This window comes from Pseudomonas protegens, from assembly GCF_013407925.2.
Taxonomy (GTDB): Bacteria; Pseudomonadota; Gammaproteobacteria; order Pseudomonadales; family Pseudomonadaceae; genus Aquipseudomonas; species Aquipseudomonas fluorescens_AP.
This window is the reverse complement of the sequence record NZ_CP060201.1, coordinates 952,313-967,175: the sequence shown is the minus strand read 5'-3', so window position 1 is coordinate 967,175 and position 14,863 is coordinate 952,313. Positions and strand designations below refer to the sequence as shown.

Here is a 14,863-nt window from a genome sequence, read left to right as displayed (position 1 = left end):
GAGGCTGAAGAGGCGCCCGGGGCTCGGCGCGTCCGGACTAGCGTGCGGCCGTCTCCGGCTGCGCCTGCAGCAGTTCATCGAGCACCCCCATAAAGGCTTCCACCAGTTGGCTGCGCCCCTGCCTGCGGGTCAGTACCAGCAGTTGCGCGGTGGCGCCGGGGTCCGTCAGCGGGCGGTAGGTCACGCCCTTTTTCGCCAGGGTCTGGGTGCAGCGCGGCACCAGGGCAATGCCCTGGCCGGCCGCCACCAGGGCGATGATCGAGGTGATCTGCCGACCACTGGGGCCGGGGCGCAGGGGCAGGCTGTTGCGCCGGTAGAGTTGTTCGATCGCTTCGTTGAGCCCCGAGCCGTAGTCGGCGGGAAACAGAATCAACGGATGCTCGCTGAGCTCGGCCAGGGTCACCTGATCCTGGGCGGCCAGGGGGCTGTCGCTGGAGATGGCCGCCACCAGGGGTTCGTCTCCCAGGGACAGGGCCTGGATTTCGCTCTGTTCGCAGGGCGGCCGCATCCGGCCCATGCCGATATCGATCCGCCCGTCGACAATCTGCGACCACTGGCTGACCGACGCGCCTTCGACTAGGGTCAGTTGCACGTCCGGGAAACGCTGGGCGAAGGCCTGGATCGCCTGGCTGAACAGGTCCGACAGGGCGATGGAGCTGGCGTAGCCCAGGGCCAGCTGTCCGGCGCAACCCTTGGCCAGCTTGCCGGCCATGACCTGGGTCAGGTCCACCTGCTCCAGCACCGCCCGGGCATAAGGCAGGAAGTGCCGGCCCTGGGCGGTAAGGCTGACGGTGCGGCTGGTGCGATCGAACAGGCGAAACCCGAGCTCGGCTTCCAGTGCCGAAATCTGCCGCGTCAGCGGGGGCTGCGCAAGGTGCAGGCGCAAGGCGGCGCGGCCAAAGTGCAGCTCTTCGGCGACGGTCAAAAAGTAACGCAATCTGCGTAGATCGAGCATCCGGTTCCCTGGGTATTGATCGGTCGTAAATCGGTATTGGTCTTGGATCGGCGGCGTATTTTATAAAGGCCTTTCGTCAGAAAACGAGAGGTTTCATGAACGCGCGCCAGCATTGTGCTCGCATTGCCCTGTTTTTGTGTGGCTGTGCGGCTTTTCTCAACCTGTATGCAACCCAGGGCATTCTCCAGGAGTTCTCCCAGAGTTTTGCCGTGAGCATCAGGGACGCTGGCTGGAGCATCACCGTGACCACCCTGGCGGTGGCCATCACCGCGCCCTTCGTCAGTCGTTTCACCGGTCGCTTCCAGCAGCGCTCGGTGATTGTCCTGGCGTCCCTGTTGCTGGCGCTGCCGGCGTTGCTCGCGGCCTGTGCCGGCAGCTTTGCCCAGTTGCTGGTCTGGCGCTTCATCGAAGGCATGCTGATTCCGGTGGTGTTCGCCACCAGCGTGGCCTACATCGGTGATCGCTGGAGTGGCGGCACCGTCACCGAAGTCACCAGCCTGTATGTGGCCGGCACCGTGCTGGGCGGGTTCGCCGGACGTTTTGTCACCGGCTTCATGACCGAATACGTCGGCTGGCGCGAGGCCTTCGCCCTGTTGGCGGGCCTGAGCCTGCTGATCGGCTTGGCCATTCACTTGCTGCTGCCGGCCAATCCGCCGCCGGTGGCCAGAAGCCGGCCGAGCCGCCTGGGCGCCCTGCGCGAACTGTGCAGCCGGCCGCTGCTGGCGGCTTACGGCGTGGGCTTTTGCGTACTGTTCTCGCAAGTGGCCACCTTCACCTACGCCGGGCTGTACCTCAGCCTGCCGCCGTTCGACCTGGGCGCCGCAGCCCTGGGGGCGATCTACAGCGTATTCCTCCTGGCGCTGGTGGTGATCCCCATCGCCGGCCGCCTGAGCAAGTCCCGGCCCCAGGCCGAGCTGCTGATCGCCGCGGCCCTGCTCGGGGTCAGCGGTTCGGTCCTGACCCTGTTGCCCTCGCTATGGCTGATCGTGCTGGGCCTGGCCCTGAGCTCCACCGGGGTGTTCCTGGCCCAGGCCGCGGCCAACTCCTTTACCACCGCCACCGCTCGCCACAACAAGGCCGGCGCGGTGGGGCTGTACCTGACGTTCTATTACCTGGGAGGCAGTTTCGGCGCCGTGATCCCGGCCTTGCTCTGGAGTCACTGGGGCTGGCAGGGCTGCGTGGCGTTGATCGTGGTCTTCCAGCTGCTGTCGCTGTTGATCGCCTGGGGCGGCTGGAAGCCCCTCAAACCCGAAACGCCGGCCGCCAGTCGGCCGCAACCCGCTTGATTCATCATCCAACAAGGAATACGTGAGGTGACCATGAATAACGTACTGACCCGGCAGAGCCAGTTGCTGAAGATCGTCGAACCTGTGTTGAACGACATGCCGGCCAGTGTCTTGAAGCATGCGCTGTTCGAAGCCTTCTGGAGCGAGGAAAACGCTCTGGTGGACATCGAGAATGCCTTCGAGAAGCTCACCTCGCGCCGCCACGCGCCTGCGGTGTTGCGCAAGTTCTTCGCCAGCTGGTCGAAGACCAACAACTCCGCCACCAGCGTCTCCGGCCTGGCCAACCGCATCACCTTGCTGGCCCGTTCCGAGCAGGGCTCGGCCGCCGCCGAGGGCCTCTATCGGGCCTGCGGCAGCCTGCAGCGGATCACCGACGAAGACCTGGGCGCCCTGGGCAACACCTTGCACTCGGACCTGTTCTACAACATGGCCACGCCGATCTGCGGTGACGATCAGTGGCTGCTCAAGGAAAACTGCCTGCCTTCGGCGCAGGCGTTCAAGGACTGGACCGACTTTCGCCGCCTGCGCGACCGTGACCTGCTGCAAGGCCTGCTGACCACCCTGGTCCACGAGGTCTACACCCACGGTGAAGTGGAGTACATCCACCCGCTGTACAAGCAGTGGTTCGTCCGCGACATGGGCGTGCCGGCGGAAAAGGCCCGGACCACCGTGGCCTGGGTCACCGTGCACACCGGCGGCACCGAGAGCAACCACTTCGCCCATGCCGTGGCGGCGGTCAACGAGTTCGTCGAGGCCATGCAGGTGCAGGTCGACCCGCAGGCCGCGCGGGACATCTTCGCCGAATACCTGCAGCGCAAGGCGCGGGTGATGCGCGACTGCGCCCAAGCACTGCGCTGAGGGTCGCCGGCCCGGCCCCGCAAGCGGGGCTTGTGGCCGGCACCGGCTTGCCTATCCTGTGACTGATCCGCTTCCTTTCCCCCCTCGCAGCCTGGCCGACGATGAATGATCTGAAACACAGCGCCTCCCTGGAGGCCGCGCCGATGAGCGATGCCAGCGTGCGTCGTCGCTCCCTGTTCGCCGGTTGCAGCGCCCATGCGGTGCATGACGGCCTGACGGACGTGATCTACGTGCTGCTGCCGATCTGGCAGGCGCAGTTCGCCATGAGCTACGCCCAGATCGGCCTGCTGCGCGGGGTCTATTCCGGAATGATGGCCGGCTTCCAACTGCTGGCCAGTCGCGCCGCCCGGCGCTGGGGACGCGAGCGCCTGCTGGTGGGCGGCACCGCCCTGGCCGGGCTGGCCTACCTGCTGGCGGGGCAGGCCGGCGGCTTGGGCGTTTTGCTCCTGGCCCTGCTGCTCGGCGGCCTGGGGGCCAGTACCCAGCACCCGCTGGCGTCCTCCCTGATCACCGATACCCATGAAGCCGGCGGCGGGGTCAAGGAGGCCCTGTCCCAGTACAACTTCGCCGGGGATATCGGCAAGACCCTGGTCCCGGGCCTGGTGGGCCTGTTGCTGACGCTGATCAGCTGGCGCGCCAGCGTCACCCTGATCGGCCTTCTGGGACTGGCCGCCGCGCTGCTGCTGTGGTGGCTGATTCCCTCCCGGGCGATCACCACGGCCATCAGCGAGAAAGCGCCGAAGACGGCCAAGGGCCAGGGCTCGGCCAGCGGGATGCGCGCGCTGATCCTCACCGGCACCCTGGACAGCGCGGTGCGCATGGGCTTTCTGACCTTCCTGCCGTTCCTGCTCAAGGCCAAGGGCGCCGGCACCGCCGGTATCGGCCTGGCCCTGACCCTGCTGTTCGTCGGTGGCGCCTTTGGCAAGCTGTTGTGCGGCTACCTCGGCGCGCGCATCGGCATGATGAAAACCGTGTGGATCACCGAGTTCACCACCGCCAGCCTGATCGTGCTGGCGGTGTTCCTGCCCTATGCCGGCTTGATGGTGATGCTGCCGCTGCTGGGCCTGGCCCTGAACGGCACGTCCTCGGTGCTGTATGGCGCGGTGCCGGACCTGGCCGGTGCCGGCAAGCGCGAGCAGGCGTTCTCGCTGTTCTACACCGGCACCATCGGCGGCGGGGCCCTGGCTCCGGTGCTGTTCGGCAGCCTGGGTGACGTCACCGGGATTCCCCTGGCGGTGATGGCCCTGTCCGCCACGCTGCTGCTGACCCTGCCCCTGTCCTGGTACGTGCAGCGGGGCATGGACGCCGACGCGAGGTCCGTCTCCGACTGCGCCTGAAGACCGCTGTCGAGCCAGAAACCATCAGGCCCGGGGCTGTTCTGCCCGGGCCTGATGCATTCTGCGCGCGGCCAGCGGCACCTTCAGATAGTTCTTACTTTTCCAGTATCAATCACGACGCAAACGGTATTGGCCGGTGTTTGCGACTGTCATCAGAATGTAAGAAGACCTGGCTGGGGGCCTTGGCCAGGTGGGCTGCGCAGGGTGTTTTCCCGACTCCGGGGCGCCTTGCTTCCAGATCGTTTTCGCAGGTAACAACATGAATAACAGCGAAGCCACTGCAAGCCGATTGTCGTTGTCCAACCGTGCCCTGGGCCTCAGTGCGCCGGGCACGTCCAGCATGCGTAGCAAAGCCAACGCCCTGAAGGAAAGCGGGGTCAAGGTGATCAATTTCGCCGCCGGTGAACTGTCCTTCGATGCCTGCCAGGACATGCGCGCCGGGGCCATCGAAGCCATTGAAAGCGCGCGCAACCGCTACACCCCGCCGATTGGCCTGCCGGCCCTGCGGGAGAAGCTCGCCCAGCGGGTCAGCCAGCGCACCGGCGTGAACTTTGCCGCCAATGAAGTGGCGGTGACCGCCGGGGCCAAGCAGGCCCTGTACAACGCCTGCATGGTGCTGCTCAACCCCGGCGACGAGGTAATAGTGCCGAGCCCCTACTGGGAAACCTTTCCCACCCAGATCCGTCTGGCGGGCGCCACCCCGGTACTGGTGCCGACCCGCGACGACGACTACCGGCTGACCCTGGAAGCGGTGCAGGGTGCGCTGAGCGAACGCACGCGGATGATCGTCATCAACACCCCGAACAACCCAACCGGCACCGTCTACCAACGGCAGCAACTGCTGGCGATCGCCCAGCTGGCCTTCGAGCGCGGGCTGTGGGTGATGTTCGACGAGTGCTATCGCGGCCTGGTGCGCGAACCCCACCAGCACCACAACATCCTGGCGCTGTTCCCGGCGCTCAAGGCCCAGACCGTGCTGATCGATTCCTTCTCCAAGAGCCAGGCGGTGACCGGCTGGCGGATCGGCTACGCCTGTGCCCCGGCGCCGGTGATCGCGGCCATGCACAACCTGCAGGGCCACACCACCTCCAACCCCAGCAGCCTGTCGCAGTACGCCGCGCTCAATACCCTGAACGCCGACTCGGCGCAGTTCGCCGCCCAGGTCAATCCGTTCCTGCAGCGGCAACTGCACGCCGCGCGCACCTACCTGGATCGCCTGGAAGGCATCCGCTATGCGCCGCCGGAAGGGGCGTTCTACCTGTACATCGACATCGCTTCGCGCCTGGGCGGCTACTACCGCGGCCAGCCGATCCGCGACGTCGACCACCTCGCCGACCTGCTGCTGACCGAGGCGCACATTGCCGTGGTCCCCGGGTCCGGTTGTGGCGACCCCCACTGCATCCGCATTTCCTACGCCGTCGAGTACCAGGAACTGATCGAAGGCCTGAGCCGCTTCGCCCAGTTCATGTCGGCGATCGTCATGGATTGAGCGCTGCCGTCACCCGCATCTGCCGCTGCGTTGTCCTGGTTTCCGAGCCCGTCCAGAGGCCCGGGGCGGCGACGCCTGGCTTGTTGTCCGTGAACCCAAGAGTCAATACAGGAGAGAAACATGGAGAGTTCCCGCGAGGCGTTCATCGGCTATGTGCATCAGGCACTGGTGGATGTCGAGGATCGGAATCTGCAGGAGGCCCTGCTCAGCGGTTTTGAAAACCACCCCGGCCTGCTGGACGGTTACTGCCTGACCTACCAGCGCATGACCTCCCGTCGCTGGTCCGAAGATTCGCTGTGCACCTTTTTCTGCGGCTGGCGCAGCCCCGACGGCGCGGCCCATGCAGTGTCCAGCATCATCGTGCGGCTGCTGCAGGAGTCCGCGGACCTGCCCGGCGAGGACAACCAGCTCAAGCTGCTGGCGGCCGCCCGGCATTGCGGCGAGATCATCGTCGAAGACGTCGGCTTGGGTGAAATGCACGGCCATCCCCACCATTCCAAGCTCTATCACCGCATGGCCTCGGCCATCTGCGGCTCGGACAACTGGCGCCTGCAGGACAAGTACCTGAACCCCATCACCAAGGAGTTCTCCACCTGGGTCGGGGCGAAGCGCCCGCTGGCGCCGAACCTGGTGGAAGCCCTGGAGATGATGGCCCTGACCGAGCTGTTCAACACCGGCGAATACAACCTCATGACCCCGCTGTGGAAGCACTGGCTGCGCGAGTCCTGCGGGTATCCGGCGGGGGAGGCCAACCGCATCGCCGGCTTCCTCAGCGTGCACTGCGGCGCCGTCGAGGCCCGGCATTTCCGCCACGCCACCGAGGCCCTGCGCCTCTATACCCAGGCCACCGGCCAGCAGATCGACTACCGGCGCATCGCCGCGCTGTCCGACGAGTACGTGGTGCGGGCCTGCGCGCACCTGGAAAAAATGGCCTCCGTCCTCAAGGAGTAGGACGCCCGTGCACCACGCCGGGCAGGGCGCCTGCCCGGCAACCCCGACCTGATTGCGCTTTGCGCCCACCACTGGAGCACCTTGAACATGCGTCATGAATCCGACTCGATGGGGACCATCGCCGTACCGTCCAACCGCTATTGGGGCGCTCAGACCGAGCGTTCCATCCACAACTTCCCCATCGGCCGTTCGCGCTTCCAGTGGGGCGCGCCGATGATCCGCTCCCTGGGCCTGCTGAAGAAGGCCGCGGCCCTGGCCAACCTCAAGCTCGGCGAACTGCCGGAAGCCATCGCCCTGCCGATCGTCAAGGCCGCGGACGAAGTCATCAGCGGGCAACTGGACGAGCACTTCCCGCTGGTGGTGTTCCAGACCGGCTCCGGCACCCAGTCCAACATGAACGCCAACGAAGTGATCGCCAACCGGGCGATCGAGATGCTCGGCGGCGAGCTGGGCAGCAAGAAACCCATCCACCCCAATGACCACGTCAACCGTGGGCAGTCGTCCAACGACACCTTTCCCACGGCCATGTACATGGTGGTGGTCAGCGAGATCCACGAAACCCTGCTGCCGGGCGTGTCGCTGCTGCGCGACACCCTGGCCGACAAGGCCGAGCAGTTTCGCGACGTGGTCAAGGTCGGTCGCACCCACCTGCAGGACGCCACGCCGATCACCCTCGGCCAGGAGATCGGCGGCTGGGTCGAGCAGATCGACTACGCGCTGATGGCCATCCAACAGAACATGAGCGGCCTCTACGACCTGGCCATCGGCGGCACGGCGGTGGGCACCGGGCTCAACTCCCATCCGCAGTTCGGCGACGAGTGCGCCAAGGTCATCGCCGAGCTCACCGGCTACCCGTTCAAGTCCTGCAGCAACAAGTTCTTCGCGCTCTCGGCCCATGACGCGCTGGTCAACACCTCGGCGGCGATCCGCACCCTGGCCATGGCCCTGATGAAGATCGCCAACGACGTGCGCTGGCTGGCCAGCGGCCCGCGCTGCGGCATCGGCGAGATCGACATCCCCGAGAACGAGCCGGGCTCCTCGATCATGCCGGGCAAGGTCAACCCGACCCAGTGCGAGGCCCTGACCATGGTCTGCACCCAGGTCTTCGGCAACGACGCCTGCGTGGCCTTCGCCGGCAGCCAGGGCAACTTCCAGCTCAACGTCTACAAGCCGGTGATGGTGCACAACGTGCTGGAAAGCATCACCTTGCTGGCCGAATCCTGCCGCGCCTTCAACGACCACTGCGCGCTGGGCATCGAGCCGAACCGGGCGCGGATCGAGGCCAACATCGAGAAGAACCTGATGCTGGTGACCGCGCTCAACCGGCACATCGGCTACGACAAGGCGGCCATCATCGCCAAGACCGCCCACCATCAGGGCAAGTCCCTGCGGGAAGTGGCGCAACAGCTGGGCTACGTCTCGGCCGCGGATTTCGACCGTTACGTGGTGGCCCTCGACATGACCCACCCCTGAGGCGGCCCGGCCGCCGCGACCCCGCAGTTCTCCAACCACAAGAGGCGTGTGAATCCCATGCAGGACGCTGATATTCGCCGAACCAACCTCAGCCAGTTGCTGCGCCGCAAGCGCTGTCTGCGGGTGCTTGAAGCCCACAGCCCGATCTCGGCGCTGCTGGCCCAACAGTCCCGACTGGAGCGCGGGGCCGGGCCCAGCCTGAGCTACGACGCCATCTGGTCCAGCTCGCTTACCGACTCGACCCACAAGGGCCTGCCGGACATCGAGATCCTCTCGCCGAGCAACCGCTTGCACGGCATTCGCGAGATCTTCGATGTCTGTTCGCTGCCGATGATTTTCGACGGCGACACCGGCGGCAAGGCCGAGCATTTCGCGATCCACGTGAAGATGCTCGATCGGGCCGGGGTGTCGGCGGTGGTCATCGAAGACAAGTGCGGGCTGAAGAAAAACTCGCTGTTCGGCAACGCCGTGAACCAGCTTCAGGACTCCATCGAGGAGTTCTGCGACAAGATTCGCGTTGGCTGCAGCAGTCGCAGCCACGAGGACCTGCTGATCATCGCCCGCTGTGAAAGCCTGATCCTCGACAAGGGCATGGACGACGCCATCGAGCGCTGCCTGGCCTATGTGGCGGCCGGCGCCGACGGGATCATGATCCACAGCCGGAAAAAGGACGGCCTGGAGATCCTCGAGTTCGCCAAGCTGTTCCGCCGCCATTGCCCGCGGGTGCCGCTGATCTGCGTACCCACCAGCTATGCCCACCTGAGTTTCGACGAGCTGGAAGGGGCCGGCTTCAACGCGGTGATCTACGCCAACCACATGTTGCGCAGTGCCTACATGGCCATGCGCGACGTGGCGGTGGGCATCCTCGAACACGGCCGGACCCTGGAGGTGGAACCCCGTTGCCTGGGCATCGACGAGATTCTCGATCTGGTGCCGGGCACCCGTTAACCACGGCGTTCTTGGAAATGGCCTGTTTTGTCTTGGTGGGGTAGAGGATTCAGGCTGTTGAGGAATAAGAATTTTCTTACATACGCCGCTCGGACCGATGCCTAGAATGGCCCCCGTTCGCCCGGCCAGGTATCACAGTGAACCGCAACATGGCGGTGCCTGGTCAGGGCGGGCTGCAACATCGCGGCACCCGCCCGCCCGGCCTCGTTGTACTGCCTACTGCCACTGGCTGGCCGGGTTGGCTCCTATCCCCTCCGGCATCCGCCACGCTTCCCCCCCCGTACCTTCCCTTATGCATTCCTGCACTATTTTTCACACAGATTTACAGCTCTTGGAAAACCCTCGCGCTAGCCTGTGATCGCGGCATGTACCGGCACCGGGGCGCTTTGACGGCTTCGCACAGTGACCGGACTGCGGCTCAATACTAGATCGATCAGTCAGTCGATGAATCGCGCCGGCAAGGCCTGTGGCGCCAGGGTGGGCAATGAGAACGGTAGACCCCAGCAAGATGCACGCGCGGCGCCAGCAGATCCTCGGCGCGGCGCTGACCTGCTTCGCCCAGTACGGCTTCCACGGCACCCGGACCGCGCAGATCTGCGCGGCCGCCGGCATGAGCCCGGGCAACCTGTTCCATTACTTTCCGAGCAAGGCGGCGATCATCGCGGCGATCGCCGAGGAAGACTGCCAGGCCATGGCGCGCCTGTTCGCCCAGTGGGGCGCCGCCGAGGACGCCCTGGACGCGGTCGAGCACATCGCCCTGGCGATGATGCAGGCCTGCAGCGATCCGTTGCACGCGCGGATCAGTATCGAGGTGGCGGCCGAGGCCAGCCGCAATCCGCAGATGGGGGCGTTGTTCGCCGCCAACGAAGCGCGGGTCAAGGCCGATCTGGCGGCCTTGCTCCGGCGTGGCATGGCCGCCGGCCAGATCGACCCGCAGCTGGACCCGGACATGGCCGCGGTGTGGCTGCTGGCGCTGACCGAAGGCGCCATCGCCCGGGTGGTGATGGACGCGGATTTCCAGGCCCGGGCCCACCAGCCGCTGCTGCGTTTGATCATTCGCCGCTTCCTGCGTCCCCAGCAGCCCGAACCCGGCTGACAGCCACCTTGCAGCGGCCCTGACGGCCGTTGCCCAGCTTGCTTAATGGCGTCTCGGGCCGGTTTCAGGTCACGGGGCAGCGTGCCCGTGTTCCGGGCGCAAATGAATCCTTGAGTACCCGACACATGCAGCCGATCGATCCATCTCCCGAACCATGTCGCAACCGGCGCTTGCGGCGCCTGGCCAAACACACCCCCAGGCTGTTGCTGGTGGCGCTGCTGACCCTGGTGGGCACGCTGCTGGCCCTGTGGTTGCCGCAGACCCAGTTGCCGGCCAGCCGCAGCCAGGAACAGCCCCCGGCACTGAAAGTCAGCAGCGTGCAGGTCCGTACCGGCAGCGTCGGGCAGCGCATCTTCATCAGCGGCACCCTAGTGCCCCAGGAAGAGATTGCCGTCGGCACCGCCCTGCAGGATCAGCGCCTGGCTTCGATCCTGGTGGAGGAGGGCGACCGGGTCAGCGCCGGGCAGGTCCTCGCCGAGCTGGAAACCACCACCCTGGATGCCCAGGTGCACCAGGCCGAGGCCGCGCTGGAGCGGGCGACGGCGTTGATTCGCCAGCAGCAGGCGTTGAGCGTCGAGGCCCGGAGCAGCCATCAGCGCCTGGAACAACTGGGCGGCATCGGTGCCGCCAGCGCTCAGCAAGTCGATCAGCAACGGGCCCAGGCCCGCGCCACCCAGGCCGCCCTGGCGGCGGCCCGGGCCGAGCAGGCCCAGGCCCGGGCGCAACTGGCGGACGCCCGGGCGCAACGCCAGAAAGCCACGCTGCGCGCCCCGGTGGCCGGCGTGGTGTCCGAACGGCATGCCCGGGTCGGCGCCCTCAGCGGCTCCGAGCCGTTGTTCCGGCTGATCCGCGACAACCGCCTGGAGCTGGATGGCGAGGTCACCGAAAGCGCCTTGCGCGCCTTGCAGGTCGGCACCCGGGTGGCGGTCCAGGTGACGGGGCTGTCCACCCCGGTGGAAGGCCAGGTGCGCCTGCTGGCGGCGAAAGTCGACCCCACAAGCCGTCGCGGTCGGGTGCGCATCACCCTGGCCGCCGAGCCCGAGCTGCGCGCCGGCAGCTTTGCCACCAGCAGCCTGGAACTGCCGGCCCAGGGCCCTGAACGGCCTAACCAGAGCCTGGTGCTGCCGCAGCGCGCCCTGACCTTTACCAGTGACGAACAGGCCTCGGTGGTGGTGCTGGACCAGGAGGGCAGGGCCAGTCTGCGGCAGATCCGCGTTGGCCGGCGTGACGGCATCCAGGTGCAGGTTCTGTCCGGGCTGGTGGAGGGCGAGCGGGTGGTGGCCCGGGCCTCGGCCTTCGTGCGTGACGGCGACCAGGTCCGGCCGGCCGACGACGAGGAGCTGGAACCATGAGCCTGCGCCTTTCCTCCTGGGCGATCCGCCGGCCGATTCCGACCCTGGTGCTGTTCCTGGTGCTCAGCGTGGGCGGCTGGCTGTCCTTCCTGCAACTGCCGATCAACGCCAACCCGCGGGTCGAGTTCCCGGTGATCACCGTGCTGGTGTCCCAGGTCGGCGCGGCGCCCACCGAGCTTGAACACTCGGTGACCCTGCGGGTCGAACGCGCGGTGTCCGGCCTGGCTGGCATCCGTCATATCACCTCCACGGTGGCCGACGGGATCTCGGTGACCACCGTGGAGTTCCAGCTCGGTGTCGATCCCGGGCGCGCCGCCAACGACATCCGCGACGCCATCGCACTGATCCGCGCCGACCTGCCGCAGACCATCGAGGAACCGATGATCACCCGCATTGACGTCGAGGGCGGGGCGATCCTCAACTACGCGGTGAAGGGCAGCGCGCGAAGCCTGGTGGAGCTCTCCTGGTTCGTCGACGACCAGCTCAGCCGCGAACTGCTGGTGGTGCCCGGGGTACAGAAGGTGCAGCGCCTGGGCGGGGTCGAGCGCGAGGTCAAGGTCGAACTCATGGCCGAGCGCCTGCAAGCCCTGGGCATCACCGCCGAGCAGGTCAACGGCCAACTGGTGCAGAGCAATATCAACGTGCCCGGCGGGCGCACCCGGCTGGGTCACAACGAACAGTCGATCCGCACCCTGGGCAGCGCGCTGACGGTGCAGGCCCTGAGCCAGACCCCGATTGCCCTGGGCGAGGGGCGCTGGGCGCGCCTGGGGGACCTGGCCCGGGTGCATGACGGCGCCAGCCAGGCCCGTTCCCAGGCGCGCCTGGACGGCGAGGAAGTGGTGGGGTTCGCGGTGTTTCGCGCCAAGGGCTCCAGCGACACCCGGGTGGCGGCCGGCGTCGAAGCGGTTATCCAGCGCCTGCAGCAACAGTACCCGGACCTGGAGATCCGTCAGGTCTGGTCCTCGGTGGACTACACCCTGGCCAGTTACGACGCGGCGATCATGACCCTGGTCGAAGGCGCGCTGCTGACCGTCCTGGTGGTCCTGGTGTTCCTCAGAAGCTGGCGCGCGACCCTGGTGGCGGCCATCGCCCTGCCGCTGTCGATCCTGCCGACCTTCGCCGTCATGGCCGGGTTCGGCTATTCGCTGAACAGCATCACCCTGCTGGCCCTGACCCTGGTGATCGGCATCCTGGTGGACGATGCCATCGTCGAGATCGAGAACATCGAACGGCATCTGGACCAGGGCAAGCGCCCCTATCAGGCGGCCATCGATGCCAGCGACGCCATCGGCTTTGCCGTGGTGGCGATCACCGCGACCCTGGTCGCGGTGTTCCTGCCGGTGAGTTTCATCGGTGGCTTTATCGGCCAGTACTTCACCCCGTTCGGCATCACCGTTTCGGCGGCGGTGCTGGCGTCGCTGCTGGTGGCGCGCCTGGTCACGCCGCTGATGGCCGCCTACCTGCTCAAGCCCAAGGCCGCGGGCGCTGGCCACGGGCAATCGCCGGTGGCCCCCGGTGGCCTGCTGGGAGGCTACCTGAAGCTGCTGGAGTGGGCGCTGCGGCACCGGCGCCAGAGCCTGGGCCTGGCCGGGCTGTTCCTGGTCGGCTCGTTCGCCCTGGTGCCGCTCTTGCCGTCCGGATTCATGCCGGTGAATGACCTCAGCTTGTCGCGCATCGACGTCGCCCTGCCGCCCGGCACGCCCTTGGCGCGGACCGGCAAGGTGCTGGCCGACATGGCCCGGCAGATTCGCCAGCGGCCCGAGGTGCGCTCGGTGTTCGTCACCGCCGGCGGCGAGGATGCCTCCGGGGCCACGGACGTGGCCACCGGTCAACTGCTGGTGCGCTTGCTCCCGGCGGACCAGCGCGAGCTCAGCCAGAAGGCCTTCGAGCAGTCCTTGCGGCCGCTGCTCAACGGTTTCGCCGACCTGCGCTACGCCTTTCGTGGCGAAACCGCGGCGCGGGACATCTCGATCATCCTGGTGGGGCCCGACGGGCCGGCACTGAGCCGCGCCGCCCATGCCGTGCAACGCGACATGCGGGCGCTGCCGGGCATCGCCAACGTCCAGGTCAACGAACCGCTGCCGCGTCCGGAACTGCTGATCCAGCCGCGGCTGGACGAAGCGGCCCGGGCCGGGGTCAGTGCCCAGGCCATCGGCAGCGTGGCGCGGATCGCCACCGTGGGCGAAATCAACGCCAGTTCGGCGCGTTTCAATTTCCCTGATCGCCAGGTGCCGATCCGCGTACTGTTGCCGGCCATCGAGCAGGGCGACCTGAATGCCCTGGGCAACCTCGGCGTCAGCACCGACCGGGGCACGGTGCTGCCCCTCAGCGCCGTGGCCGATATCGGCTATGGCAGCGGGCCGGCGCGGATCGAGCGCTTCTCACGCTTGCGTCGGGTGTCGGTGGATGCCGATCTGGCCGGGATCACCCTGGGCGCGGCCCTGGAAGCCATCGGCCAGTTGCCGGCGCTGCAGCAGCTGCCGGACGGCGTGCGCAGCGTCGAGTACGGCGATGCCGAATACATGAATGAAATGTTCGACAAGTTCGGCGTGGCCATGGGGCTGGGCATCATGATGGTGTTCGCCGTGCTGGTGCTGCTGTTCCGCGACTTCCTGCAACCCTTGACCATCCTCACCGCGCTGCCGTTGTCCGTCGGCGGGGCGATTGGCGGCCTGTTGCTGTATGGCGCGGCCATCGACATGCCGGTGGTCATCGGCCTGTTGATGCTGATGGGCATCGTCACCAAGAACTCGATCCTGATGGTGGAGTTCACCCTAGAGAAGCGTCGCCTCGGCATGCCCCGGCACCAGGCCCTGATCCAGTCGGGGGCCGAGCGGGCCCGGCCGATCATCATGACCACCATCGCCATGGTCGCGGGCATGGTCCCGGCGTTGCTCAGCAGTGGCGCCGACGCCGGGTTCCGCGCGCCGATGGCGGTGGCGGTGATCGGCGGGTTGATCACCTCGACCCTGCTGAGCCTGGTGCTGGTGCCGGTGGTCTTCAGCTGCATGGACGACCTCAGGCAATGGCTGGCGCCGCGCCTGGCGCGCCTGACCTCGGTCACCGCGCAGGACCGCGCGCAAGCGCAGCCACAAAAGCCATGAGGCGCGCTCTGCGG

The 14,863-nt window shown here is 67.0% G+C and carries 11 protein-coding genes; 10 read left to right on the top strand and 1 reads right to left on the bottom strand.

Translation table 11 applies throughout. From position 1 onward, the window contains the following. Positions 1 to 37: 37 nt before the first annotated feature. Positions 38 to 955: a LysR family transcriptional regulator gene (locus tag GGI48_RS04450; protein WP_047305119.1), complete on the bottom strand. Its 918-nt coding sequence runs from the start codon at positions 953 to 955 to the stop codon at positions 38 to 40. A 95-nt stretch (positions 956 to 1,050) separates the two neighbouring features. Here GGI48_RS04450 and GGI48_RS04445 point away from each other — a divergent pair, with 95 nt between their 5' ends. From GGI48_RS04445 to GGI48_RS04400, 10 genes are all read left to right on the top strand, one after another. Continuing rightward, positions 1,051 to 2,241 (top strand): MFS transporter, encoded by a 1,191-nt coding sequence (locus tag GGI48_RS04445; RefSeq protein ID WP_179597223.1) that lies wholly within the window; start codon positions 1,051 to 1,053, stop codon positions 2,239 to 2,241. Between the two features lie 33 nt (positions 2,242 to 2,274). Beyond that, positions 2,275 to 3,099, top strand: coding sequence for a hypothetical protein (locus GGI48_RS04440; protein ID WP_042942058.1), 825 nt, complete (start codon positions 2,275 to 2,277; stop codon positions 3,097 to 3,099). A 101-nt stretch (positions 3,100 to 3,200) separates the two neighbouring features. Further along, a complete protein-coding gene (locus tag GGI48_RS04435; RefSeq protein ID WP_179597221.1) occupies positions 3,201 to 4,436 on the top strand; it encodes an MFS transporter in 1,236 nt (411 codons plus the stop codon). 259 nt (positions 4,437 to 4,695) lie between these two features. Next, positions 4,696 to 5,925 (top strand): pyridoxal phosphate-dependent aminotransferase, encoded by a 1,230-nt coding sequence (locus GGI48_RS04430; protein WP_179597219.1) that lies wholly within the window; start codon positions 4,696 to 4,698, stop codon positions 5,923 to 5,925. A gap of 120 nt (positions 5,926 to 6,045) precedes the next feature. After that, positions 6,046 to 6,876: a hypothetical protein gene (locus GGI48_RS04425; RefSeq protein WP_179597217.1), complete on the top strand. Its 831-nt coding sequence runs from the start codon at positions 6,046 to 6,048 to the stop codon at positions 6,874 to 6,876. Between the two features lie 87 nt (positions 6,877 to 6,963). Continuing rightward, positions 6,964 to 8,349: a class II fumarate hydratase gene (gene fumC, locus GGI48_RS04420; protein ID WP_103740600.1), complete on the top strand. Its 1,386-nt coding sequence runs from the start codon at positions 6,964 to 6,966 to the stop codon at positions 8,347 to 8,349. 57 nt (positions 8,350 to 8,406) lie between these two features. After that, the gene (gene aepX, locus GGI48_RS04415; RefSeq protein WP_016963777.1) at positions 8,407 to 9,297 is read left to right on the top strand and encodes a phosphoenolpyruvate mutase; all 891 of its coding nucleotides are present in this window, start codon (positions 8,407 to 8,409) and stop codon (positions 9,295 to 9,297) included. A gap of 484 nt (positions 9,298 to 9,781) precedes the next feature. Further along, on the top strand, positions 9,782 to 10,393 hold the full coding sequence (locus GGI48_RS04410; RefSeq protein WP_047305113.1) for a TetR/AcrR family transcriptional regulator: 612 nt from the start codon (positions 9,782 to 9,784) through the stop codon (positions 10,391 to 10,393). Positions 10,394 to 10,518: 125 nt separating this feature from the next. Continuing rightward, positions 10,519 to 11,745 carry an efflux RND transporter periplasmic adaptor subunit gene (locus GGI48_RS04405; protein ID WP_179597215.1) on the top strand — a complete coding sequence of 409 codons (1,227 nt, stop codon included), beginning with the start codon at positions 10,519 to 10,521 and terminating at the stop codon, positions 11,743 to 11,745. After that, positions 11,742 to 14,849 carry an efflux RND transporter permease subunit gene (locus tag GGI48_RS04400; RefSeq protein ID WP_179597213.1) on the top strand — a complete coding sequence of 1,036 codons (3,108 nt, stop codon included), beginning with the start codon at positions 11,742 to 11,744 and terminating at the stop codon, positions 14,847 to 14,849. The genes GGI48_RS04405 and GGI48_RS04400 overlap by 4 nt, the downstream gene beginning before the upstream one ends. Positions 14,850 to 14,863 lie beyond the last annotated feature (14 nt).

Bases quoted from the DNA above. Each gene is read 5' to 3' on its own strand.
- GGI48_RS04450 (WP_047305119.1), bottom strand. From the start codon at position 955: ATGCTCGATCTACGCAGATTGCGTTACTTTTTGACCGTCGCCGAAGAG.
- GGI48_RS04445 (WP_179597223.1), top strand. From the start codon at position 1,051: ATGAACGCGCGCCAGCATTGTGCTCGCATTGCCCTGTTTTTGTGTGGC.
- GGI48_RS04440 (WP_042942058.1), top strand. From the start codon at position 2,275: ATGAATAACGTACTGACCCGGCAGAGCCAGTTGCTGAAGATCGTCGAA.
- GGI48_RS04435 (WP_179597221.1), top strand. From the start codon at position 3,201: ATGAATGATCTGAAACACAGCGCCTCCCTGGAGGCCGCGCCGATGAGC.
- GGI48_RS04430 (WP_179597219.1), top strand. From the start codon at position 4,696: ATGAATAACAGCGAAGCCACTGCAAGCCGATTGTCGTTGTCCAACCGT.
- GGI48_RS04425 (WP_179597217.1), top strand. From the start codon at position 6,046: ATGGAGAGTTCCCGCGAGGCGTTCATCGGCTATGTGCATCAGGCACTG.
- fumC (WP_103740600.1), top strand. From the start codon at position 6,964: ATGCGTCATGAATCCGACTCGATGGGGACCATCGCCGTACCGTCCAAC.
- aepX (WP_016963777.1), top strand. From the start codon at position 8,407: ATGCAGGACGCTGATATTCGCCGAACCAACCTCAGCCAGTTGCTGCGC.
- GGI48_RS04410 (WP_047305113.1), top strand. From the start codon at position 9,782: ATGAGAACGGTAGACCCCAGCAAGATGCACGCGCGGCGCCAGCAGATC.
- GGI48_RS04405 (WP_179597215.1), top strand. From the start codon at position 10,519: ATGCAGCCGATCGATCCATCTCCCGAACCATGTCGCAACCGGCGCTTG.
- GGI48_RS04400 (WP_179597213.1), top strand. From the start codon at position 11,742: ATGAGCCTGCGCCTTTCCTCCTGGGCGATCCGCCGGCCGATTCCGACC.